This window comes from Candidatus Soleaferrea massiliensis AP7 (assembly GCF_000820765.1).
Lineage (GTDB): Bacteria > Bacillota > Clostridia > Oscillospirales > Ruminococcaceae > Soleaferrea > Soleaferrea massiliensis.
This window is the reverse complement of record NZ_CCYH01000041.1, coordinates 1-23,274: the sequence shown is the minus strand read 5'-3', so window position 1 is coordinate 23,274 and position 23,274 is coordinate 1. Positions and strand designations below refer to the sequence as shown.

General features: G+C 48.5%; 19 protein-coding genes. 7 read left to right on the top strand and 12 right to left on the bottom strand.

What is annotated here, in order from left to right; translation table 11 throughout:
- Positions 1-210 precede the first annotated feature (210 nt).
- From BN348_RS10645 to BN348_RS10620, 6 genes are all read left to right on the top strand, one after another.
- Positions 211-4,665, top strand: a complete 4,455-nt coding sequence (locus tag BN348_RS10645; protein ID WP_197068340.1) for a glycoside hydrolase family 2 TIM barrel-domain containing protein — start codon at positions 211-213, stop codon at positions 4,663-4,665.
- 310 nt (positions 4,666-4,975) lie between these two features.
- Positions 4,976-5,881: a thioredoxin-disulfide reductase gene (gene trxB / locus BN348_RS10640; RefSeq protein WP_040197963.1), complete on the top strand. Its 906-nt coding sequence runs from the start codon at positions 4,976-4,978 to the stop codon at positions 5,879-5,881.
- Positions 5,882-6,097: 216 nt separating this feature from the next.
- Positions 6,098-6,394 (top strand): hypothetical protein, encoded by a 297-nt coding sequence (locus BN348_RS10635; RefSeq protein ID WP_040197961.1) that lies wholly within the window; start codon positions 6,098-6,100, stop codon positions 6,392-6,394.
- Positions 6,395-6,474: 80 nt separating this feature from the next.
- On the top strand, positions 6,475-7,293 hold the full coding sequence (locus BN348_RS13325; RefSeq protein WP_052446891.1) for a prolipoprotein diacylglyceryl transferase: 819 nt from the start codon (positions 6,475-6,477) through the stop codon (positions 7,291-7,293).
- Positions 7,294-7,653: 360 nt separating this feature from the next.
- The gene (locus BN348_RS10625) at positions 7,654-8,589 is read left to right on the top strand and encodes an L-lactate dehydrogenase (protein WP_040197958.1); all 936 of its coding nucleotides are present in this window, start codon (positions 7,654-7,656) and stop codon (positions 8,587-8,589) included.
- A 38-nt stretch (positions 8,590-8,627) separates the two neighbouring features.
- Positions 8,628-9,800 carry an NAD(P)-dependent malic enzyme gene (locus BN348_RS10620; RefSeq protein WP_040197957.1) on the top strand — a complete coding sequence of 391 codons (1,173 nt, stop codon included), beginning with the start codon at positions 8,628-8,630 and terminating at the stop codon, positions 9,798-9,800.
- Positions 9,801-9,876: 76 nt separating this feature from the next.
- Here BN348_RS10620 and BN348_RS10615 read toward each other — a convergent pair whose 3' ends face one another.
- The 12 genes from BN348_RS10615 to BN348_RS10565 all read right to left on the bottom strand — a co-directional run bounded on the left by BN348_RS10615 (position 9,877) and on the right by BN348_RS10565 (position 22,573).
- The gene (locus tag BN348_RS10615; protein WP_040197956.1) at positions 9,877-11,022 is read right to left on the bottom strand and encodes an FtsX-like permease family protein; all 1,146 of its coding nucleotides are present in this window, start codon (positions 11,020-11,022) and stop codon (positions 9,877-9,879) included.
- A 12-nt stretch (positions 11,023-11,034) separates the two neighbouring features.
- Positions 11,035-11,685, bottom strand: coding sequence for an ABC transporter ATP-binding protein (locus BN348_RS10610; RefSeq protein ID WP_242844341.1), 651 nt, complete (start codon positions 11,683-11,685; stop codon positions 11,035-11,037).
- Positions 11,686-11,703: 18 nt separating this feature from the next.
- On the bottom strand, positions 11,704-13,023 hold the full coding sequence (locus BN348_RS10605; protein WP_082020935.1) for an ABC transporter permease: 1,320 nt from the start codon (positions 13,021-13,023) through the stop codon (positions 11,704-11,706).
- Between the two features lie 215 nt (positions 13,024-13,238).
- The gene (locus tag BN348_RS10600; RefSeq protein WP_040197952.1) at positions 13,239-14,567 is read right to left on the bottom strand and encodes an ABC transporter permease; all 1,329 of its coding nucleotides are present in this window, start codon (positions 14,565-14,567) and stop codon (positions 13,239-13,241) included.
- Between the two features lie 989 nt (positions 14,568-15,556).
- A complete protein-coding gene (locus tag BN348_RS10595) occupies positions 15,557-15,829 on the bottom strand; it encodes a hypothetical protein (RefSeq protein ID WP_040197951.1) in 273 nt (90 codons plus the stop codon).
- Positions 15,816-16,493 carry an ABC transporter ATP-binding protein gene (locus BN348_RS10590; protein ID WP_040197950.1) on the bottom strand — a complete coding sequence of 226 codons (678 nt, stop codon included), beginning with the start codon at positions 16,491-16,493 and terminating at the stop codon, positions 15,816-15,818. Before BN348_RS10590 ends, BN348_RS10595 begins: the two co-directional genes overlap by 14 nt.
- Positions 16,493-17,929, bottom strand: a complete 1,437-nt coding sequence (locus tag BN348_RS10585; RefSeq protein WP_040197949.1) for an ABC transporter permease — start codon at positions 17,927-17,929, stop codon at positions 16,493-16,495. Before BN348_RS10585 ends, BN348_RS10590 begins: the two co-directional genes overlap by 1 nt.
- Before the next feature lie 5 nt (positions 17,930-17,934).
- Positions 17,935-19,026: an ABC transporter permease gene (locus BN348_RS10580; RefSeq protein ID WP_040197948.1), complete on the bottom strand. Its 1,092-nt coding sequence runs from the start codon at positions 19,024-19,026 to the stop codon at positions 17,935-17,937.
- 85 nt (positions 19,027-19,111) lie between these two features.
- A complete protein-coding gene (locus BN348_RS10575) occupies positions 19,112-19,804 on the bottom strand; it encodes a hypothetical protein (RefSeq protein ID WP_040197947.1) in 693 nt (230 codons plus the stop codon).
- A 111-nt stretch (positions 19,805-19,915) separates the two neighbouring features.
- Complete coding sequence (locus BN348_RS13960; protein WP_156136503.1) at positions 19,916-20,227, bottom strand: hypothetical protein; 312 nt, start codon at positions 20,225-20,227, stop codon at positions 19,916-19,918.
- 503 nt (positions 20,228-20,730) lie between these two features.
- Positions 20,731-21,738 (bottom strand): hypothetical protein, encoded by a 1,008-nt coding sequence (locus BN348_RS10570; protein WP_156136502.1) that lies wholly within the window; start codon positions 21,736-21,738, stop codon positions 20,731-20,733.
- A 262-nt stretch (positions 21,739-22,000) separates the two neighbouring features.
- Entirely contained in the window at positions 22,001-22,573 is a 573-nt protein-coding gene (locus BN348_RS10565; protein ID WP_082020934.1) for a uracil-DNA glycosylase, read from the bottom strand.
- 200 nt (positions 22,574-22,773) lie between these two features.
- Here BN348_RS10565 and BN348_RS10560 point away from each other — a divergent pair, with 200 nt between their 5' ends.
- Positions 22,774-23,157 (top strand): hypothetical protein, encoded by a 384-nt coding sequence (locus tag BN348_RS10560; RefSeq protein WP_040197946.1) that lies wholly within the window; start codon positions 22,774-22,776, stop codon positions 23,155-23,157.
- Positions 23,158-23,274: the final 117 nt, after the last annotated feature.

Genomic DNA, 23,274 nt, shown 5'->3' with positions numbered 1-23,274 from the left:
CATTCATTGATTTTTCACGATCTCCATTGTATAATGAACATGCAATGCTGAATATGGAAGCGGCTTCCTGTTTTAGTCGTGAAACAATCATCAATCGAAATTGAAATCATAAAATTCGATGGTGAGACCGTGCAATGAGGTGTATGTATAAAACGGGGGAACAGCGGCCATCGGCACTGTGAAAAAGAGACAGAGGTGAAAAACATGTCAATGAAAAAAAGAATCATCTCGGTTGCGCTGACAGGCGCGATGCTGGCGACCAGTCTGAGCCTGACATCCTTCGCATCGATGTTTTCGGACACGGAATTTAATGGGGGCAACACGTCCAGCAACCCCGTGCGGGTCAACCGGGAGGACGCAAGGGCAACCTTCTTCAGCTATGCGGACGAACAGTCGGCGCTTGACCGCGACGAATCCAAATCTCCGTACTATCAGGACCTGAACGGTTCCTGGAAGTTCAGCTTCGCGGACAGCGTGGCGGGCAGAATCCGTGCGGCCAACCCGGATGTGGTCAATCAGGATTTTGACGACCAGGACTGGGACGACATCACCGTTCCGAGCAACTGGCAGCTCAACTGGACCGAAACCGGAAAAGAAAAATACGACCAGGTCACCTACTGCAACCAGGCCTATCCGTGGACCGCGATGAAACGCACCGACGGCGTGCCGGGCTATACCGAAAGCGTTGGAATCGGTTATTCCATGGTGACCTACAACACCGTGGGTACCTACCGCAAAACCTTTGATGTCAGCGCGGACTGGGACGGCAGGGAAACCTTCATTGTCTTCGAGGGCGTCAGCTCGGCCATGTACCTGTGGGTCAACGGCCAGGAGGTCGGCTATGCGGAGGACAGCACCGGTAGGATGGAGTTCAACATCACCGACTGCATCGTGCCCGGCGAATCGAACACGCTGACCGCGGAGGTTTACCGCTGGAGCGACGGCAGCTGGATTGAAAATCAGGACATGATCCGCCTGTCCGGCATCTACCGCGACGTTTACCTGCAGAGCAAGGATCAGGTTGAGATCCGCGACTTCACGGTTGTGACCGATCTCGACGACGAATATGTCAACGCGGACCTGAACGTCGACGTGGATCTCAGGGATTTCGGCGCGTCCGACGCGCTGAAGGACGGTCTGACCGTTACCGGAAAGCTCTATGATCCCCAGGGCAGCCTGGTGTTCGACGATATGAGCGCTTCCGATATCCGCTTTGACGGCAATAAGGCGACGGTGAGCATGACCAAATTTGTGGAAAGCCCGCAGCTTTGGTCGGCGGAGACGCCGAACCTCTATAAGCTGGTGCTGCAGCTCAGAAACAACGAGAAGGCGATTGAAACCACCTGTGTGCGCGTCGGCTTCCGCGAAGTCTATGTCGCAGACCGGGGCACCAACAGGGCGCATCTGGAGCTCAACGGCAGCTATCTGTACGTCAAGGGCGTCAATGCCGGCGAAATGGACAGCTGGACCGGACATCATCAGACGATGGAAACCATGATCCACGATGTGGAACTTATGAAACAGAACGGCATCAACGCGGTCAGAACCTCCCATTATCCGCATGATCCGAAATTCTATGACCTGTGCGACGAATACGGCATCTATATCATGGACGAGGCAAACGCGGAGTCCCACAACGGCCGTCAGAGCAACGTTCCCGGAGACCAGCCGTTCGCGATTGTGCAGACGATGGACCGCGCCATGAACATGGTGGAACGGGATAAAAACTACCCGTCGGTCATCATGTGGTCGCCGGGCAACGAGGTCGGCGGCGGAAGGTCCATTCAGCAGATGCTGGACTACTTCCATTCGGGAGACGGCACCAGAATCGTGCATTATCAGGGACTCAACAACGCGTCCTGCGATGTGCAGTCAACCATGTACCCGTATCACAGCGCGTTCACCAGCTACGGAAGAAGCGGCACCAAGCCATATGTCGTGTGCGAGTACCTGCACAGCATGGGCAATTCCGGCGGCGGCATGAGCGATTATTGGGATATCATCCGTTCTTATACAAACCTGCAGGGCGGATTTATCTGGGACTGGAAGGATCAGAGCGTCGAAACGCCGGAAGTCGGAAATCCTTCCCAGAAATTCTTCGGCTATGACGGCGACTGGGGCAACCGCACAGGTCAGAACAACTTCTGTGCAAACGGTCTGCTTGGCCCGGACGGCGAACCGAAGCCGGAGATGGCAGAGATCAAGAAACAGTACCAAAACATTCAGATGGCGCTGAAGGATGCGCAAAACGGCATCGTCACCATCACCAACGAGGGCCTCGGCGTCAATACAAACGAATACAACATGCACTGGTCGCTGATGGCCGACGGCACAGAGATCGGCAGCGGCGATATGACCGCCGATGTCGCGGGCGCCGCCGCCAACGGACCGACCAGCGCGGATGTCACCGTACCGTACGAGCTTGAGACGGTACAGAAGGGCGTCGACTATTTCCTGAACATCGAGTTCTCGCTGAAGGAGGACGTCTCCTGGGCGGATGCCGGTTATGTGATCGCTTCCGAACAGTTTGAGCTCGAGCTCGGCGAAGGAGAGGGAACCCTGCCGGAGCTGAACGCCGAAGATATGAATGCATTCCAGAAGGTCGAGCAGGATGAAAACACCCTGTCCATCACCGCCGCCGACGGCTTTGCGCTGACCTTTGACAAGGCGGCGGGTGAAATCACCTCAATTTCCCAGAACGGCAAGGAATTCCTTGCGGATACACTGGAGCCAAACTTCTGGAGAGCGCCGACCGACAACGATAAAACACAGGATACGAAATGGCGGAACGCCGTCAGGGATATGACGGTGGACGACGTCAGCGTCAGTGTGCAGGACAAGGTCGTCATGATCACCGTTCAGCAGACCATGCCGAGCGCGAACAACTCCAAGAACGCCATCACCTACACGGTCTATCCGACCGGCGACATCATCGTCAAGGATACCGTGGTCGGCGGCGCCAACCTGAACATGTTCCCGCGTTTCGGCGTCCGGCTGCAGATGCCCAAGGGCTTTGAAAACATGAACTGGTACGGCCGCGGCCCGCTTGAGAACTATTGGGACAGAAAGACCGGCTACGACGTCGGCGTCTATCAGAGCACCGTGGAAGAGCAGTACTATGACTACATCAAGCCGCAGGAAACCGGCAATAAGACCGATGTCAGATGGATGGCCATCACCGACGACGAGGGCGACGGCCTGATGTTCGCAAGCAGTCCCGATACACTGATGGAAAGCGGTGCGCTGCACTACACCGCCGAAGCGATGGACGGCGTCCGGCACGGCTATCAGGTGCAGAAGACCGAGAACACCGTCGTGACCCTCGATCTGCATCAGATGGGCCTGGGAACCGGCAGCTGCGGACCGGAGGTCCAGATGCAGTACACCATGCCGAACGAAGGCTCGTACACCTTCCTCTACCGCATGAAACCCATCTCGGCAATGACCTCAGAGGAGATCACTGCCGACAGCAAGACGGTATTCAAGGATTCCACCGCGCTGCTCAGCGATATCCAGATGGACGGCGAATCCATCAAGGGCTTCGATAACGCGGTCACCTCCTATTCCTTTATGAAGAAAGCCGACTCGGCCGTCCCGCAGATCACCGCCGTGCCGGCCAGCGACGACGTCACCTTGACCGTGACGCAGGCAGAAAGCATTCCGGGAACTGCGACCATCGTGGCGACCAATTCGTTTGGATTTTCCCAGACCTACACCATTGAATTCCAGGAAGCCGAATACATCTGGCTGACCGAATATCCATATCTGAGCAAATCCGCGTCCGGATGGGGCAAGATCACGAACGGCTATGCCGTCACCAGCGGGACGCCGACCACAAGGCTCAGCGTCAGGGTAGACGGACAGCAGGTCTATTATACGAACGGCTTCGGCGTCAACACAAACTCGAACATCTACTATGATCTCAGCGATCTGACGGTTGAACGCTTCACCGCTAAGGTGGGCATCGACGGTTGTAAATGGAGTAAATCGGTCGGCGCGACCTTCAATGTTTACGGCGACGGCGTGAAGCTTGCGACCTCCGGCGGGATGAACGTGAAGAGCGAGGCCTATGACTTTGACGTCGATATCAAGGGCGTCAAGGAGCTGCGTCTGGAAGCGGTATACAGCAGCCCGAGCACCAGCAACGGAAACGGCAACGTCGACTGGATTGAGCCGAAGGTTACGCTGGGCGCTGAAGAAAAGGTGCCGGATGAAATCATCGCAACCTCTGAAGACATCGACGTCAACCGTGAAACCGGCACCGTCACAAAGATTGGGGTCGGCACCACCGTCAATGAGCTGATTGCCAAGCTGGGTACCACCAACGGCGTGGGCGAATTCCAGGTCACCGATGTCAGCGGCGCTTACATCGGCGGCGAAGGACAGCTTGCAACCGGTTATCAGCTGCGGCTTGTCATTGACTCAACGATCAAGGATACTCTGTACCTCTCGGTGGCCGGCGATGTGGACGGAGATTCCGCGATGAATCTCACCGACCTGATACTCACCAAGGGCATCATCCTCGGCAGGTTTGAGTCAAACCTTGGCAGCGCGGATGAGCGTGTGGAGCTTGCGCAGCGTCAGGCCGCCGATTACGACCATGACGGCAGGATCAACATCTTTGACCTTGTCAGAATCAAGCTCGATATCCTCAACGGTATTTAAGCACAAATTTTCACAAATAAAAGGGACCTGCGGCAGCTGCCGCAGGTCCTTTTGGACGTACGGGAACGGAAGGAGACTGTGTGGATATATTCCAATCGACATTTACAGGACCCTATCCAAACACTTATGAGTAGACACTTGGAATGTCCCTTTGTAACAAAGTCACATCCCTGCCGCAAATAATGTGATAGAATGTGGGTATCCTACAAGAGAAAACAGAATTGAGGAGCAAAGCTGTGGTCTGTGCTCGAAATGGAATCGATGTTGTGGTATACTATACCTACATACGAATGAATAAGGGGGAAACGGCATGATCGATGTTATGATTATTGGTGCGGGTATCGCGGGCTTGACGGCGGCGGTGTATGCGACCAGGGCGGGAAAATCGGTTGCGGTAGTGGAGGAAAATGTATACGGCGGGCAGATTGTCAATACGCCGGAGATTGAAAATTATCCGGGCTATCTGGCCATTTCGGGCGTGGAGCTTTCGCAGAACCTCTATGACCAGGCGACCAAGGCCGGCGCGCAGGTGCTGTTTGAAACCGTCGTGTCGATTGAGCTGGATGGTGAGATCAAGCTTATCAAAACCAAGCAGAACACCTATGAGGCGCGCACGCTGATCATCGCAACCGGCGTCAAGCGCAGGCTGCTGGATAAACCGGGCGAAGCCGAATTCTCGGGAAAGGGCGTCTCCTACTGCGCAACCTGTGACGGCGCGTTCTATAAGGGAAGGGATGTTGCGGTGGTCGGCGGCGGCAACACAGCGGTGGATGATGCGATCTACCTTTCAAACATCTGCCGGACGGTCTATGTCATCCACCGGCGGGATCAATTCCGTGCGGATCAGGTGCTGATTGACAAGCTCCAGGCGAGGGAAAACGTGAAGATTCTGTACGACCATGTTGTGGAGCGTATCGACGGCGAGAGCGCCGGCACGGTATCCGGGCTTACGGTGCAGAATGTCAAGACCCAGGAATCGGCCGCGCTTTCCGTTTCCGGCGTGTTTGTCGCAATCGGGCTTCAGCCGAACAATCAGATCTTTGAACATCTGGTGGAGCTCGATGAAAACGGCTATATCAAAGCGGGCGAGGACTGCAGGACCAATATGCCGGGTATCTTTGTGGCAGGGGACAACCGTACCAAGGATGTGCGGCAGCTCATCACCGCGGCGGCGGACGGATGCGTAAGTGCGGTCGGCGCGGTCGGCATGCTGTGAAGACGATGGCGAGACATTTCCTTTCAGTGAAAAAACATGCATATACTTTAAATAAAAAAGAGAGAAAATAGAAGAATTTGTTTGACTTTTGTAAAAAAAATGTGGTAACCTTTATAAAGATAAAACCTCTGAGGATGGCTTTTGCCCAAAACTCGGAGAATAAAAATAAATTTACAACCTTCTCCGAGTTTTATAAAACTTAGAGGAGGTTTTTTTGTGGAAAGAAGTGGTAAGGGTTTATCGATTGCAGGTTTGGTTTTAGGAATTGTTGCGATTGTCTTTGCGTGGTTTTATATGATTAACATTGTGGCGTTGATCAGTGGAATCATTGGCATCGTTTGTGCGGCGAAAGGCAATAAAATGGCTGTCGCAGCAGGGGCTCCTACAGGACTTGGAACCGCAGGCATGGTACTGTCTATTATCGGACTTATTCTTGCAGCGATTGGTTTTTTGTCCTGCACCCTGTGCGTAGCATGTGCAGCGGCTTCTAGTGGCGTTTCTTCGCTGTTCTGAGGTGGATGCCTAGAAACCAATAAGAAAAAAGCAGCCGTTCTGTTCTGCAGAAGGGCTGCTTTTTTACGAAAGGAGTTATCATGTTTCCAAGCTTTAATATATATGGAAGGGATATCGGTACATACGCCATAATGGCTACCATTGGAATGCTGTTATCCGGACTAATTGCATTTATACTGGGAAAAAAATATAAAATTTGTTTTGAGGATATCGTACTGATTATGGTAACAATGGGAATGGGAATGCTAATTGGCGGTCATTTAATGTACGGAATGACCAATATAGAAAATTTGATAGAATTATTTAAACACATATCCCAATACGATGCCAAGCAGTTTTTATATCAGCTTGGACAGTATTTCGGAGGAATGGTGTATTATGGCGGTTTTATAGGAGCTGCAATCGGTGTTTGCATCCATTCTAAATATTCTAAGTCCCTGAAAACCGGGGAGATATTAGATATATTTGCCGTTTCAGTCCCTCTTTTCCATACATTCGGGCGGGTTGGATGTTTTCTTGGCGGATGTTGTTATGGGATGGAAAGCGACTGGGGATTTATCGTATATAATAATACTTTGCAGCCAGACATCAACGGCGTTGTCAGAATTCCGATCCAGCTCATAGAAGCGTTATGCAATTTATGCATCTTCTTCGTTTTACTGGTGTTGTTTTCTAAAAGAAGACAAAAGGGATGCTTGCTCTACATTTATATGATTATTTATTCAGCAGTACGTTTTGTTTTGGAGTTCTATCGGGGGGATGTAATACGCGGTTTTATTGGAGGTTTGTCTACATCTCAGTGGATTAGCATCGTGTTATTGATTTTTGCGGTATGGAAGCTTATATCGAAATATTTTAGATTGAAACACTGTGTGGAAGCCGGAAGGCTGAAGCAGTGAATGAAAATAGGCTCTATCTCAAGCAATTGGCAGAGATAGGGTCTGTTTTTATTTGGTTTATTCATTAAAACTCATAAGAATATGATTCCCAAGTATAAGTCGTTTTAAAAATAGTGTACGCTTTAATGATCTTATTTTAGATGAAGACCAAGTTTTTGAATGTTTTTCCTGAACAAGACTCAAGACGGAATCATATTAAGAACAGGACAATCATTCGGTTTCATCTTCTCAAACAAGATATAGTTGACATAAAAAATCATGAAATCCAATAAAAGCTTTACATGTTTGACATAGAATTAACAATATGAAATCAGTATAATGGGAGAGTACGATTTTTCGCATGAACTGGAGAGAATTATCATGATAACAAATAGATCTAAAATCGCAGTGATCGGAGCGGGATTCGTAGGGGCATCCACCGCCTATGCGCTGGCGCTCAAAAGCCTTGCCTCCGAAATTGTGCTCATTGACATCAACCAGGATAAAGCAGAGGGAGAAGCAAGGGACATCGCGCACGGCATGAGCTTTATGGGCGAGATGTTCATCCATGCGGGAGGCTTCGAGGAGGTCCGTGACAGCGACATCATCATCGTGACGGCGGGCGCCAACCGCAAGCCCGGTGAAACCCGTATGCAGCTGGCTCAGAAGAACACCGAAATTGCCCGGGGAATTACGCGGGAGATCATGAAATATTACAACACCGGCGTCATTCTGGTGGTTGCCAACCCGGTGGATGTGCTCACCTATGAAATCTTCAAGGAATCCGGACTGCCGAAGGGCAGGGTGTTCGGAACCGGCGCGGTGCTGGATACGGCACGTTTCCGCTATCTGCTTTCCGAGGAAGCGGGTGTCGATGTGCGCAACATCCACGGATTCATTGCAGGCGAGCACGGCGAGACCCAGTTTGCCGTCTGGAGCGCCGTTCGGATCGCCGGACTGACACTGGAAGAGTACTGCAAAGGCACCAACATCAACATCGATAAAAAGAGGATCGAGCAGATGGTCCGCAGCGCAGGTGCGGAGGTCATCGAGCGCAAGGGCGCGACCTATTTTGCAATCTCATCGGCCATTGCGAAGATTGCCGAGGTCATCATCAAGGACCAGCGCGCGGTGCTGAATGTTTCGAGCATGACCGACGGCACGTTCGGGCTGCAGGACGTCAGCCTTTCCCTGCCGACGATTGTGGGACGCAGCGGCGTACTGCGCCGGCTGGAAAGCGACTTCTCCGAAGAGGAGCGTTCCATGCTGATGAAGTCCGCGCAGGCGATCAGAGCCACCATCGATTCCATTGTATAACATATTCAAAGATATAATAAACAGGAGGTATCATTTTCATGGATAAGAAAGAATTCGCACTGCAGCAGCACAGAGAGTGGGCCGGCAAGATCGAAGTGACCAGCCGTTCCAAGCTTAAAAACCGTGAGGATCTGGCAGTCGCCTATACACCGGGCGTTGCGGAGCCGTGCCTTGAGATTAACAAGGATGTGGACCTCTCGTATGTCTACACCAGAAGACACAACCTGGTGGCGGTCGTCACCGACGGAAGCGCTGTTCTCGGACTCGGCGATATCGGCCCGGAAGCGGGCATGCCGGTTATGGAGGGCAAATGCGTCCTGTTCAAGGAGTTTGGCGATGTCGACGCGTTCCCGCTCTGCATCCGTTCCAACGATGTGGATGAGATTGTCAATACGGTTAAACTGCTGGCCGGTTCGTTCGGCGGCGTCAACCTGGAGGACATCTCGGCTCCGCGCTGCTTTGAAATTGAAAGAAGACTCAAAGAGGTCTGTGATATTCCGATTTTCCACGATGACCAGCACGGCACGGCTGTCGTCACGCTGGCCGGTATGCTCAACGCGCTGAAGCTGGTCGGCAAGCAGCTTTCCGATATCGAGGTTGTCGTCAGCGGATCGGGCGCGGCGGGCATCGCGATCACCAAGTTGCTGATGAAGATGGGCCTCAAGAACGCGGTTCTCTGCGACACCAAGGGCGCCATCTATAAGGGCCGCGAGGGCCTGAACCCGATCAAGGCCGAGATGGCGGAGATTTCGAACCTGCAGATGAAGAAGGGCCAGCTGGCAGACGTCATCAAGGGTGCGGATGTCTTCATCGGCGTGTCTGCGCCGGGCGTGCTGACCGCGGAGATGATCAGCACCATGGCGGCCGACCCGATCATCATGGCAATGGCGAATCCGGTGCCGGAAATCATGCCGGACGAGGCGAAGAAAGCGGGCGTGCGCATCATGTGCACCGGCCGTTCCGACTTCCCGAACCAGATCAACAATGTGCTGGCGTTCCCGGGCATCTTCCGCGGCGCGCTGGACGTCCGCGCAAGCGACATCAACGACGAGATGAAGATCGCGGCGGCGAAGGCGATTGCGAATGTCATTCCCGAAGAGGAGCTCCGGCCGGATTACATCGTTCCGGATTCCTTCAATGAGAAGGTTAAACCGGCGGTGGCCGAAGCGGTCGCACAGGCCGCAAGGGATACCGGCGTGGCCAGAATCTAAGCGTGTTATGAAAAAAAGCCCCGATGGTGATCCTTTCACCGTCGGGGCTTTTCTTATAGAAGAAAGATACATAAAATCAGCTCTGTTCAAAGATCTTTCTGGGATGATATCGCCCCATCATCCACAGGATAAAAAAGGAGATCAGCAGCAGCGTCATCAGGAACAGCGGCAGAATCAGCAGTGCCAGGGATAACGGCAGAACGTTCCCAGATGAAAATGCGGGGCCGCCCGCAGGCATGATGCTCTGGAAAAACTGTTGAAGAAGAGGCCCTCCCAGAAAAAGTGCCGTTGCGAGACTGATGGCGTAGCCGGCGATCAGATCAAGAGATAATTCAATTAGAAAACGCAGCCAGATCTTGATTTTTGTTTCACCCAGCGCAAGCAGCACCCCGATATCAAGCTGATAGCTTTTCAGCTGGAGCAGCATGATCAGCAGGATAAAGATGAACGCGGATATCAGGCCAATGAGGAGGACAGAGCGGGAGATTGACAGGATATCTTCCATAGAGCTGAGCGCTCTCTCTATGACGCTGTCGGTCGTGTTGATAACGGTGTAATTTCCATTCAGCTTCATAGATTTGATCTGTTCTGTGATCCTATCGGTATCCTCTACGGAATGGGTTACGAGTTCCAACTGACCGGCATCGCTTTCAGGCTGTATGACTTCTGCCGCGCTTCGGTAGTCACACAGGATGATTTGATCTTCCAGTTCTATATCCTTGAACGCATAGGTTCCGATGACGGGAATTTCGACATCGGTGTCGTCGTGAAGGAGATGCACCCTGCCGCCATATTCCGATTTCTTTTCATCGGGGATCAGGGCGCCGCGGTTCTCGATGGAAGGCCACACACCCGAAACGAGTTCGATATGGCCTTCGACATGAAGCGAATCGCCTAGCGCGTCCATATTACCGGAAAGCTGGATGACTTTCCCGTCAGTGCGGGTAACATAGCCGGATATGCAGGAATCCACACGATCGATGCCGTCGGTTTCAGACAACAGCCGGGCATCTGCGAGTGCGTCTTCAAGCGGAGCGCTTCCGTTTAACAGAATCCGGCCCTTGGTCGATGAGAGGATGCTTTTCTCCATGTCCTGAACAGACGTGTTCATGGCGACAGAGAAAAGTACCTCCGCGGTTACGAATGCAAAGAGCAGGATCAGCAGGATCGAACTGCCGCATCGATGGAGAAACCTGACTGCGGCATAATGAAATACGCCCAATTCATCACCGCCTTACATGGTCAGACTGCGGTCGTAAAGGCGTAAGGCGACATCGGAGGCGTCCCGAACTTCTTGAGAATGGGTGACTACAATCACACATCTTCCGTGTTCATGGGCCAGTGCTCCAAAGATGTCCACAATGCCTTCAGCAGTTTTGCGGTCCAGATTTCCCGTCGGCTCGTCGGCCAGGATGTAGCGTGCGTCACAGGAAAGCGCCCGCGCAATGCTGACCCGCTGCTGCTGGCCGCCGGAGAGATGCTTGGTCTTTCGATGGATCTCATCTTCCTGCAGGCCAAGATCAAACAGCAGTTTTTTTGCATACTCCTTCCGATCCTCCCGATGCGATTTGGAAATGGACATCGGCAGTATAACATTTTCCAAAGCGGTCATGTACGGCAGAAGATGATAGGACTGAAAGACAAAGGATACCTCATGTCTTCTCAATTTGGTGTAACCAATCTGCCCATAGCCTTTGCCGTCGATCAGGATTTCGCCTGTGCTGGGCACATCCAGACCGCCTAAAAGGGAAAGCAGCGTCGTTTTGCCGGAACCGGAAGGCCCGAAGATGGAGTAGAAGGTCCCGTTTTCAAAGGTGATGCTGATGTCATCCAGAATCTGACGATCGTTGTTTTTATATTGAAAGCTCACATGTTTCAGTTCCATGATACAATGCTCCATTCTTTAGTCATGTAACAGGATTTCCCTGGGCTTGCAGGTGAGGATATAGAATGCAGTGTAAATGCCGGACAGCAGAGCGACCGCGAGGATGATGACAAACAAAAACAGCAGCACCCAAAGCGAATGCTCCAGTGTGATGGTTGGAGGCAGGACGATACCGGAATTGGTAATGGAAGAACTGATGGTTGTCATGTTTACGTCTTCCACCACCTTGGGCAGCAGGTTGGAGGAAAAGGCCAACACAATGATACTTCCTGGAATCAGGGAAAGCAGAGTGCCGGTCACGCCCGTCAAAGACAATTGAAAAACGCGGCACAGGATAACGCCTTTTTTTGTTGCGCCCAGCGCCAACAGGATACCGGCTTCTTTGACGATGGATTTGGAGTAGAGTGAGATCGAAAAAAGCAGAATAACAATGGCGATCAGGCAGGTGAAGAAGATGACGGTCTGAGACAAAGAATAGACCGATTCAACCTGTTTGCCTACGATCTCATAATCAAAACGGGTGATGTTGGTGATTTGGTAATCATCTGGGGATAAAAACTTTTCCAGCTCATGCTGAACGGACTGCAGATTGCCGGGACTGTCCACATAGATTTCAAGTGAGAGAGGATCTGCGCCTTTGGGCTGAAACTCCCGGGCAGTTTCCACGTCGCACATGATCCGGTTATAGGGGCTTCCGGCATAAACTTTTTCCCCCAGATAATTGTCGTCTGTGATTTCAAAGGTAGCGTTTGTCTGAAAAATACCGACAACTTTGGTGGTGAGCTTTTTTTGCGAACGGGACTGCAGTGTGATGCTGTCGCCCAGCTTCAGATGATTCTTATTGGCTAAGCGTTTTTCAATCAAGACGCCGCGGTGTTCCTCAGAAGGAAATTCCCCTTGTATCAATTTTGCCAATCCACGTCTGAAATCTGAGAATAAATCATTTCTGCTGTTTCCTTCAAAGCAGATTTCACCAACCTCCCCAAAGAAAGGGTCGTCGTTCGGCGGCTGCGTGGAGGGGTTCGCACCTTCGTGATCATATACCATTTCAAAATCTACTGGAATGGCAGTATTCAGTAAATAATAATTTGTGCCAACGACATGATCGAGCTTCTCGACAGTATCAATTGTACTCTGCTCAATGGGATTGTTGTTGTCGTTGGCCGCAAGAAGCAGCTGGTATCCGATTGCGTTTATCGTTTCTGTTTTGGCGGTATAAGCAGACCATCCCATTGTAAGGCCAACGAATTCTACGGTGCCGAATAAGATAAAGATCAGCAACAACACTGCCGTCACAGCTGGTTTCCGCAGGATAAAAAGCAGACTTTGTTTTAGCATAACAGTCCTCCGCGTATTAAAATTTCACGGCTGCACCCACATGATCGTGTAGATAGTATTTTATTGGAATTGTTATATTTTGTAACGATAAAAAGACATTTGAAGATCCATTAATAGAAGAAAGGTTCTTGAATTTGTAGGTTATACCGGTGATATCCGGAGACTGCAAATGCTGCATTTAAAGCTTGTGTTCCAGATCTATAAGGCTCCATTTTTTAGTCATGCAACAGGATTTCCCTGGGCTTGCAGGTGAGGATATAGAATGCAGTGTAAATGCCGGACAGCAGAGCAACCGCAAGGATGATGACAAACAGAAACAGCAGCACCCAAAGCGAATGCTCCAGTGTGATGGTCGGTGGAAGAACGATGTCAGAGTTTGTGATCGAGGAACTGATGGTCGCGGTGTTTACGTCTTCCACCACCTTGGGTAGCAGATTGGATGAAAAGGCCGACACAATCATACTTCCGGGAATCAGGGAAAGCAGGGTGCCGATCACACCAGTTAGAGACAATTGAAAAACACGGAACAGGATGACGCTTCTTTTTGTGGCTCCCAGCGCCAACAAAATACCGGCTTCTTTGATGATGGATTTGGAGTAAAGTGAGATTGAAAACAGCAGAATAACAACGGCAATCAGGCAGGTAAAGAAAATGATAGTTTGAGACAAAGAATAGACCGATTCAACCTGTTTGCCAATAATCTCATACTGTAAACTGGTCATGTTTGTAATTTTACAATCCTTGGATGATACCAGTTTTTCTACCTCATGCTGAACGGACTGCAAATTGCTGGGGCTGTCCACATAGATTTCGAGTCCAAGAAAATCTGAATTTTTAGGATTGTATTCTCTGGCGGTCTCCACATCACACATAATTCGATTGTAAGGACTGCCGGTGTAGATTTTTTCGCCGAGATAATTGTCATCCGTTATTTTGTAGGTGGCATCAGTACGGTAGATACCAACAATTTTAGCGGAGAACTCTTTTTGTGTTCCATTCTTGGATTGAAGTATGATGCTATCGCCAAGGCTGAAGTGATTCTTGTTAGCCAGACGCTCTTCAATTAGGACTCCACGGTTTTTTTCAGAAGGAAATTCTCCTTGAGTCAGTTTCGCAAGTCCGCGTCTGAAATCGGAAAATAAATCAATTCTAATGTTGCCTTCAAAGTTAACATCGCCTACCTCCCAGGAAAAAAATGGATCATCATTTGCCATTTGCTTTGAAGGATCTGCGCCTTCGTGATCGTAGACTATTTCAAAGTTTACAGGAGTGGCTGTATTGGATAAAAAATAATTGATCCCAACAACATGGGCGAGATTTTCCACAGCATCCATTGTACTGAGTTCAATGGGTTTGCTGTTATCGTTGGTTGCAAGAATTAATTGATACCCAATTGATTGAATGGTCGTTGTCTTAGCGGTATAAGCAGACCATCCCATTGTGAGACCGACAAATTCAACTGTACCAAACAATATAAAAATGAGCAGTAAGACTGCTGTCACAACCGGTTTTCGCAGGACAAAGAGCAGGCTTTGTTTCAGCATAACAAGTCCTCCGATTATAAATCTTCACGGCTGCATACGGCAATTGTATGCAGCCGTGTCTTACTTACCAGATGGTTGCGGAAATTGAACCGCTTGTAACATACATGGTTCTTGCTTGCCAGCCATTTGTGCAATAAATTCGATCATGAAAGGTTGGTGATGGATAATAACCAGCTTTTCCTACAGTCGAAGTGCCAATACCTGATTGTGTTCGTGAACCTGAAGAATAACTCTGATGTCCAATTGCGTACGGAGAGGATACGGAGTAATTCATTGTAACAGAATAGGAACCACCAGTGTATCCGGAAGGTCTGGCAGGAAAATAGTTTCTGCCTCCGGGCTGGTACAGAGTGGTTGAATTTGCTGGGATAGAGTGGGCACTTAAGGTTGTGGTCTTATACTCAGCGGCGTTGGCGCTCAGTGCGAACATCATAATGCTTATCAACAACATGATTACCGGAATAAATGACAACATTTTTCATGATGTTTTCATCTCTAACACTCCCTTGTAATCTTGTCCTAATGATAAGCTTCCTTATAGCCGGTATCCACACACTGTACATTTGGAATCAGTACTTCTGTACAGAATATATATGGAAATGAAATCTTGCATCCTGCGAGAGTTAAAAAATGAATGTCGAAAAAGATCATTTGCAGTTTAAAGCATATACCATTTTAGGTTTTATTCACCATAATACTTGAGTTAAGATTACTATATTTTTCGATAATTGTAAATAGGTTTTATAAAGATTCGTTAACATTGCACGAAAAAACTTTTAATTTTACATGAAACAGCCTGTTTTGACAAATGAATGGTATACACATTTAATTAAATGCCTGTTTTGCCATGAAAAACCGGCATTTCCGGCTTCTTCAGATGTACCAATATGAAGAATGGCGCAATAAAAAGGAGAAGGCATCCTTTTTTAACAAAAAGGATGCCTTCTCTTTATATAAAATGTCCGGACAAACAAATGCTGCGCTTTCATTTACCGGGATGCTGCCTCATCGCTGGCCAGGATGATTTTCCGCACCTTGTCGGTGGTTTCCTGGATCTTCGCGGCGACCTTGTCGAAATCGGTGTTCTGGGTATCATACTTCTCCAGATCATCGTGGATGACCTTGGACTGGGTGACCAGTTTTCCGGATTCCGCCAGCATCTCATAGATGATGTGCGTCACCAGCAAAGAAAAGGAACAGGATCTGACAGTCAGATCCTGTTCCTTTTCAGATATATATGATTGCCAGCTACGATGCCTCATCGACAATCCTGCCGTCATGGATGTGCACCACCCGGTTGCAGATGTCTGCCACCTTCTGGTCATGCGTCACCATGATGATGGTTTTGCCCTCCTTGTTGAGCTTCTTCAGAACATCCAGCACCTTCTGTTCGGTTTCTTCATCCAGCGCGCCGGTCGGCTCATCCGCCAGAATCAGCTGCGGGTCCTTGACAATCGCGCGCGCAATCGCCACACGCTGTGCCTGGCCGCCGGACAGCTCATCCGGATAGTTCTTCATCTTTTGCTGGATTTCCATGTCGGTCAGCGCTTTTTTGACCTTTAAGCGGATCTCCTTGCGGGTGTGCTTCTGATACCGCAGCGGCAGCGCGACATTTTCAAAGACGGTCCGGTCGTTGATCAGTGCAAAGTACTGCACGATGAAACCGACATGATTCCGGCGGAAGCGGACAAGATTTTTCTGCTTGGAGAAGTCCAACTCCCCCCCGTCATAAAAGTAGGTTCCGTCATCCTTGCTGATGAGCCCGCCGAGGATGTTTAAGAGGGTGGATTTTCCGGAACCGCTTTTGCCCATAATGGCGACCATCTCGCCTTTGTCAATCTGAAGATTGACATCCTTCAGCGCGTGGACGAGCGCGTCGCCTTTGCCATAGGACTTTTTGATGTTTTGTAATGTAATGAAAGCCATTATTCCTTCCTCCTCAGCAGTTCATCGGTTTTCAGGTTCCCAAGTTTGACAGCGACAATGACAGATGACAGTACTGCACTTATTAACGAAATAGCAATTAGGACAACGAAGAAGGTGAAATTATAGTAAATCTGCCGATACATCAACAATGCTGTCACGATACAGGCAGGAACAGAGACCATCAATATTTCTAGGATATACTGTCCCACAATATTCCAAATAGAAGCACCATTCATCATCTGAATCAGGTAAGTACGAATGTTGCGGTCAATCTTAGTCAACATGCTTGTAATTAGGATGAAGAGACTAAAGAAAGCCATAACACAAACCAAAATGAGCAGGATGGAGATGGATTCCTCTGTTTCTCCAGCCAACATGGACATACCAATCGTTCGTGCGTTAATCTCCGGTCCAAAGCGCAGTATATCGTGCCGTTCACAGATTTGATTATAAAGCCTGGTTACTTCGATGTTGCTGACCTCTTTAGACGCAACCAGATGTGCAGTAGTCAAATTACTATAGATATTTGACTGGAAGAAAATTCGATCCTGAACATCTTTGGGTTCAGTATCAAGATCATCGGTTCCAATAATCTTCTCAAGGTCAAAATACGGCCATATTATGCTGTTGTCCAAAAGAGGAATGTAGTTTTGCTGCAGCTGTTCAGCAGTATAGTATGTATACGAGTTTTCCGAAAGAATACCGATGACCTTTCCTTGAAATGGAAGACCGTTTAAATTCATTGGAAGGATATCACCAACCTGAAAAATCCCTTTATAATGATAACCAAGAATGATTGGTACAACCTTCTGATCATTATGCAGCAGAAAGTCCGTCTTCTGGAATCCCTGGCCTACGTCATACTGCAGTGGAAAATACTGAAAAGCTTGATAGTCCATCTGTGTGCTTTTGATTTCTCGCCAGACTACATCATCCCGATCATCCAGCATGGGGTCACCTTCATATTCGCCAATGGCATCTGACGGAGATGAAGGTGTGGCTTCGCTTTTGTTTTGTCTGGACGTTGTTTGCAAAGAACCAAACAACATATTATCGGGATTGGAATTGCCTCCTGCTTGTTTGAGTTTCTGCTCCGCATCTGATTTTACCCAAAAATCCTCCCGGACCTGAGTGCTCAGAGAACCGTCAAGCTTCATATAAGTAAAAGTTTTTTGTGCGCGAAGATCATCGATAAAGTCTTGCTGCATTCTAAATGAAGGGATGGTTTCATCCGCAGTAATGTGTGCTGATGAGTAATAGAAGGTCTCATCCTTAACGGTAAAGTCATTTTTTATACTGTCGCCGGAACCCATATCTATGAAGTTGTTGCACAGCAGGATAAACAGCCAGGAGCAGACTGCAAGCTGTAAAATCAGTAAAAGATTCAAAAAGACGCTGCTTGTAAAGTTATTCCAAGCCTCTTTGAGGGTTGTCATATCGATCACCTCAATTCCTGTGCAAGATCTGTTTTGAAAAAATAGACCTGCACACACAGCAAAATCAGCGTTCCACTCAGTACGGTTCCCCCTACGGAAATCAGTAGATCCAGTATGGAGAAGACACCCAGAATTCCGCTCATATAGAGAATCCAGACGGCCAGAATGCCCAACAGACTGCCAGTCAGGCACAAGGGCAGATAATGGCACAACCGTCTCATAATGATTTCGCCGTTAAATAAACCGAGCATTCGCTCAATGGCGGCTTTGCCGCTCTGTTTTTGCATCCAGAATACGGTCGTGGTCAGGGCGCACAGCAAAAAGACGATGAGAATGACTATGTAGATGTAGAAGGTCATCTCGGAACGCGCGTAATCATTAGAATCCCTTGTAACATTACGTGAATTTCCGAAAAGGTCAATTTGAAAATATGTTTGTTTGCGGTCTTGTCGAGGAGATACTGTCAATTTCATGCTGCTGCGTGTTGCAGATTCCAGTTCCGCGCGTGCCTGAGAGTTTTCACGCTTCGTATTGGTATCAAGCGTATAGTTTCCGTCCAGCCCAAACTGCTGTTCTGCGGCGCCCATGTTGATGATGCGCAGACCGTCCAGACGAGTGACCTGCCGAATACCTAAAATACCAATTACTTCATAGTCCGTTTTGCCGATACGAATCATCCGGATACCATCCTTTTGAAAGGTTTCCTGTTCAAAATTGCGGCCGATGACAGCGGTGGGTATGTCGGCATAATTGTCATCCTGATTGAAGAAACGGCCTTCCAGTAGCGGCGGAAGAATATCTGGATTTCCATGAATCAGAACGCCCCGCAGATCACTTTCCTCGTCGAGTCCCGTTCGATAAAGAAGCATTGGCGTCTGCAGCACCCCAACCGCATTTTTGAAGCTGGCGGTGTCCCCGGCGTCCTCAACCGTGGCATCCCTTGCGGAGGAAGAATAACAGCCGGCGGAAATAAAATTCATCCGGTCGGAATTTCGCATGTTGGACAACACCAGCATGGTGGAGAATCCGACAGCAAGAAAGCACAGCAGCAGGATCATATCTCCCCGCGGGATTTTAAAATGGGTTGATTTGTTCATCTTTTTGTTCTACCCCCTTTTTTGAGACAGATAAAGATGATATATATTGATATAGACTCTTTATCAAATGTACAGAGTAGGAATATTAAAAATAGCTATTCCAGTTATCTTGGACTTCAAACCATGTTACCCCGGCGGCTACATATGCAATACCATCTCGAATTTGAAAAGTTGCGTTCATATATTTTCTTAAGATTTCTAGATACATGGGGTCTAAATTCTGCTCTTTGCTTCCGACATCCATCCACTTGGACAGGTATTTCAGAGAGAGTTTGTTATTCTCATCATATAAATCAGGCATAGCTGTATCAAAGACGGATAACATTTTATCAATATCTTCTTCGTAATCCCATGCCCCATTCCTAGTTTCTGCTACAGGATAGGAAAAGTAAATACAATAAACTTCTATGTTGGACAGAATATAAATGGTATAATTCCCATCGGTTTTGCACTGAAATAGCTTTGGTTCATTTGACCATTTTTCGCTTTCAACAGTTTCTTTAATTTTATAAGACGGATTTAGATCATTGTAACGTTTCACAAATAAGGATGTTGTTATGTCAAAAAGTCCATGTGTTCTGCCAGCAATCTGAACGTCTCCAGCGGCAAGTGCGTTGATATCGTAGTCACCAGAAAAATCGCTATCATCCACCATTGCACCCTCGGGAAGCCCAGGTGGAATGTAACTGGGCTGATCAGTAAATTTATCATCACTGCAACCGATAAAAGAGAGAAGTATTATGTTAACGGATAAAAGGAGAAGCAACAATTTTTTCATATAAATGCTTCCTTTCTAATGAGTTTCACTAGCAAACAGGCGGCATGACCTACGTGCCGCCTGTTTGCTGATTACCCAATTTTATATTACAGTAAATAACACACTATTGTATCAAAAACAACTACCGGTGTTGGTGTAGTTGGAATAATTCCAACTGCCAGGTGCAGTTACAGTCATAGAATAGTAGCTTTTGTTTGAATCACTGGAGACAATGGACCAGTTAGAACGACTGCGCACTTCAGCAACTATAGTTCTTGTCTCACCACCTGTAAAGGTTGAACGAGATGTTCCTTGATTATATCCTCTATCCAGCCAGAAATTTCTATAAGTGCCTGCAGCAAACGAGGGAATACACATTGCAATAGCCAATAATCCGGCGCAGCTTGCTGCTACGATCTTCTTCATAGTACGGGATTTTTTCATTTTTTAACACTCCTTTGTAATTTTGTTCTAAAAATATGTTTTCTTGTAGTCGGCGTCCACTACACAGTACATTGGAATCACTCCCTCCCATCATAGAATATGTATAAGAACGAAATCTTATATCCTGTAAGGGCTTGAAATAATATGAATGTCGAAAAAGATCATTTATTGTTGAAAGTACATTCCATATCAGAATTTATTTACCATTTATCTTGAGTTAAGATTACTACATTTTTCTATGATTGTCAATAGGTTTTATAAAGATTCGTTAACATTGCACGAAAAAACTTTTAATTTTACATGAAACAGCCTGTTTTGACAAATGAATGGTATACACATTTAATTAAATGCCTGTTTTGCCATGAAAAACCGGCATTTCCGGCTTCTTCAGATGTACCAATATGAAGAATGGCGCAATAAAAAGGAGAAGGCATCCTTTTTCAATAAAAAGGATGCCTTCTCTTTATATAAAATGTCCGGACAAACAAATGCTGCGCTTTCATTTACCGGGATGCTGCCTCATCGCTGGCCAGGATGATTTTCCGCACCTTGTCGGTGGTCTCCTGGATCTTCGCGGCAACTTTGTCGAAATCGGTGTTCTGGGTATAATACTTCTCCAGATCATCGTGGATGACCTTGGACTGGGTGACCAGTTTTCCGGATTCCGCCAGCATCTCATTGATGATGCGCTGGTTGAAATGGATGCGCTGCTTGCGCTTCTTAAGCTGTTCGAGGTCCAGGAAGCGGTTGGAATTGATGTGCTTATAGGCCTCAAAGGTCAGCGGATGGAACTTGTTGGAGGTCATGAAGCCGAGACCAAGCTCCGGAATGAACAGGTGCTCGATCTTATCATACGGGGAAAGTGGGCAGTAGCAGGTGATGATGTCATAGCCGCTCTTGAGCGCATAGGCGCGGATGCTATGCAGCAGCAGACGGCAGACCGATCCGTAATTGTCGTCGATGACATACACGCGGTCACAGTAAGCCTTGGCCGTGTCGGTGAACATCATCAGTCCGCCGACGGTCACGGCGCTCAAAAACCGGACCTTCTCCTGGCCGGTGCCGGCCGCCTTCGCCTTGAGCTCGCGGCTGATCAGCCGGGTGACATACCGCGACAGCTTCGGGATGTTGGTGCATTCCAGCGCGATATGATATGTATCATTGAGCAAAGAACCGCTGGCTGCCAGGAATTTGGAACATCTCGCGTGACATCCCTGGTTTGCCGCGAACAGCGCGACTACCTCGTCGCGGTTCTGCTGCAGGGCGTCCTCATCCCAGCAGTCGCAGAGATTGATGACCGATTCGAACGCGCCCGGATATTTCGGCTCGACGACATGCGGGGAGGTCGCATCGAACAGTGAAATCTTGTAATCACTGATGATGACGCCGTCCAGCGAATGCGGGTCGGAGGAACAATGCAGGAACTCAATGTTGTCGGTAAATTCGGACGCGGCCTTTGCCACCTGTTTGCAGAGCGTGGATTTACCGGTGCCGGGGCCGCCTTTGATCAAAAATTTATGCCAGCCTCCATCCGCGCTGCCGAGCTCATCGGGACGGAAGACAAAACCATCAGATGTGTTTGCGCCTAGAAAAAAATGTATTGCATTAGCGTCATAAGACATCATAATACCTCCAATTTCGTATGACAGAATGAAGAGCGAAGCCTTTTCAAAGAGGAACAGGGCGGCGCATGGGCAGGACACGCCGTATTACACGGAGAAAAGATTCTTTACAGTTTCATACTATTCATTGGAGGCCGAATTTGCTACTGATTTAATAGGTATGATCGCAGATTTCGTGTATTTTATCCCGGAGTTTCAGGAAATCTTCAAACGCTTCGGGCTTATTGTGCGGATTGCGCAGCAGCGCCGCGGGATGGAAGGTTCCCATCATATGGACGCCGTTTTTGACAATCCAGCTTCCATGCTGCTTGGTGACCTTAAAGTTCGGATCGATGATCTTCAGAGCGGCGATCCGGCCGAGACATACGATGATCTTGGGCTTGATCAGATAGACCTGGTTGCGCAGATAGCCGATGCAGGCTTCCTGTTCATCCGGCGCCGGGTCGCGGTTCTTCGGCGGACGGCATTTGACCATATTGGCGATGTAGATGTTCTTCTCCCTTGTCAGGTCGATGCAGTCCAGCATCTTATCGAGAAGCTGTCCGCCGCGTCCGACAAACGGTTCGCCCTGCAGATCCTCGTTTTCGCCCGGACCTTCGCCGATAAACATGACCTCGGCATTCGGACTGCCGACGCCGAATACAACATTGGTGCGGGTTTCACAAAGGCCGCATTTGGTGCAGCCATTGCAGATCTGTTTGAGTTCTTCAAAATTCTCTATCATATGATATGTACTCCCTTCGTCTGAGTTTCTACTATTATAACATAAAAAAGAAGAAGATGGAATCTGGGGTTGATTATGATACGTTTTTACCACAAACTAATGAGAGATATTTGTGAAAATGAATTCGCTTTCTATAACAGTGTCGATGCGCATCGTCCACAGTGTTTCTCATATGAATCATGATATAGGAGGAATTTGTAATGAAGAAAATACTTGCAACAGTTATGGCCACAGCGTTATTGGCAACCATGGTTCCTGTGGGTATGAGTGTCAGTGCGGCGGAAGTACCGGTTAAACACGCATCAGCGGTACAGGCGGCAGCTTTGAGCACCGCAATTTTAGAGTATACCCTTGAGTTAGCAGATGAAGATATTGCAACCGGCGAACTGGATGGCGTCCATCATATTGTCGTTGCAGAATTCTGGAGAAGATACAACTATGGAAAAGAAGTACTTGCCAATGCAAAATCTGCGAATCCCACAGTCATGCAGGACAATATAGACCAAGCATGGAAGGACATTATTGAGATTATGCAGTACTTCAGTTTCAACGAGGACGACCCCGACCTGCAGATAGATTTCTAAATCTGCGATATCTACAGTGCCAGACAAGCATAGCGGGAGAGAGAAAGGCAGCGGTGCTTTCCTTTCTCTCCTGTGCTTATTTTTAGATATTATAGAGAAAGAGAAAAAATAGTAAGA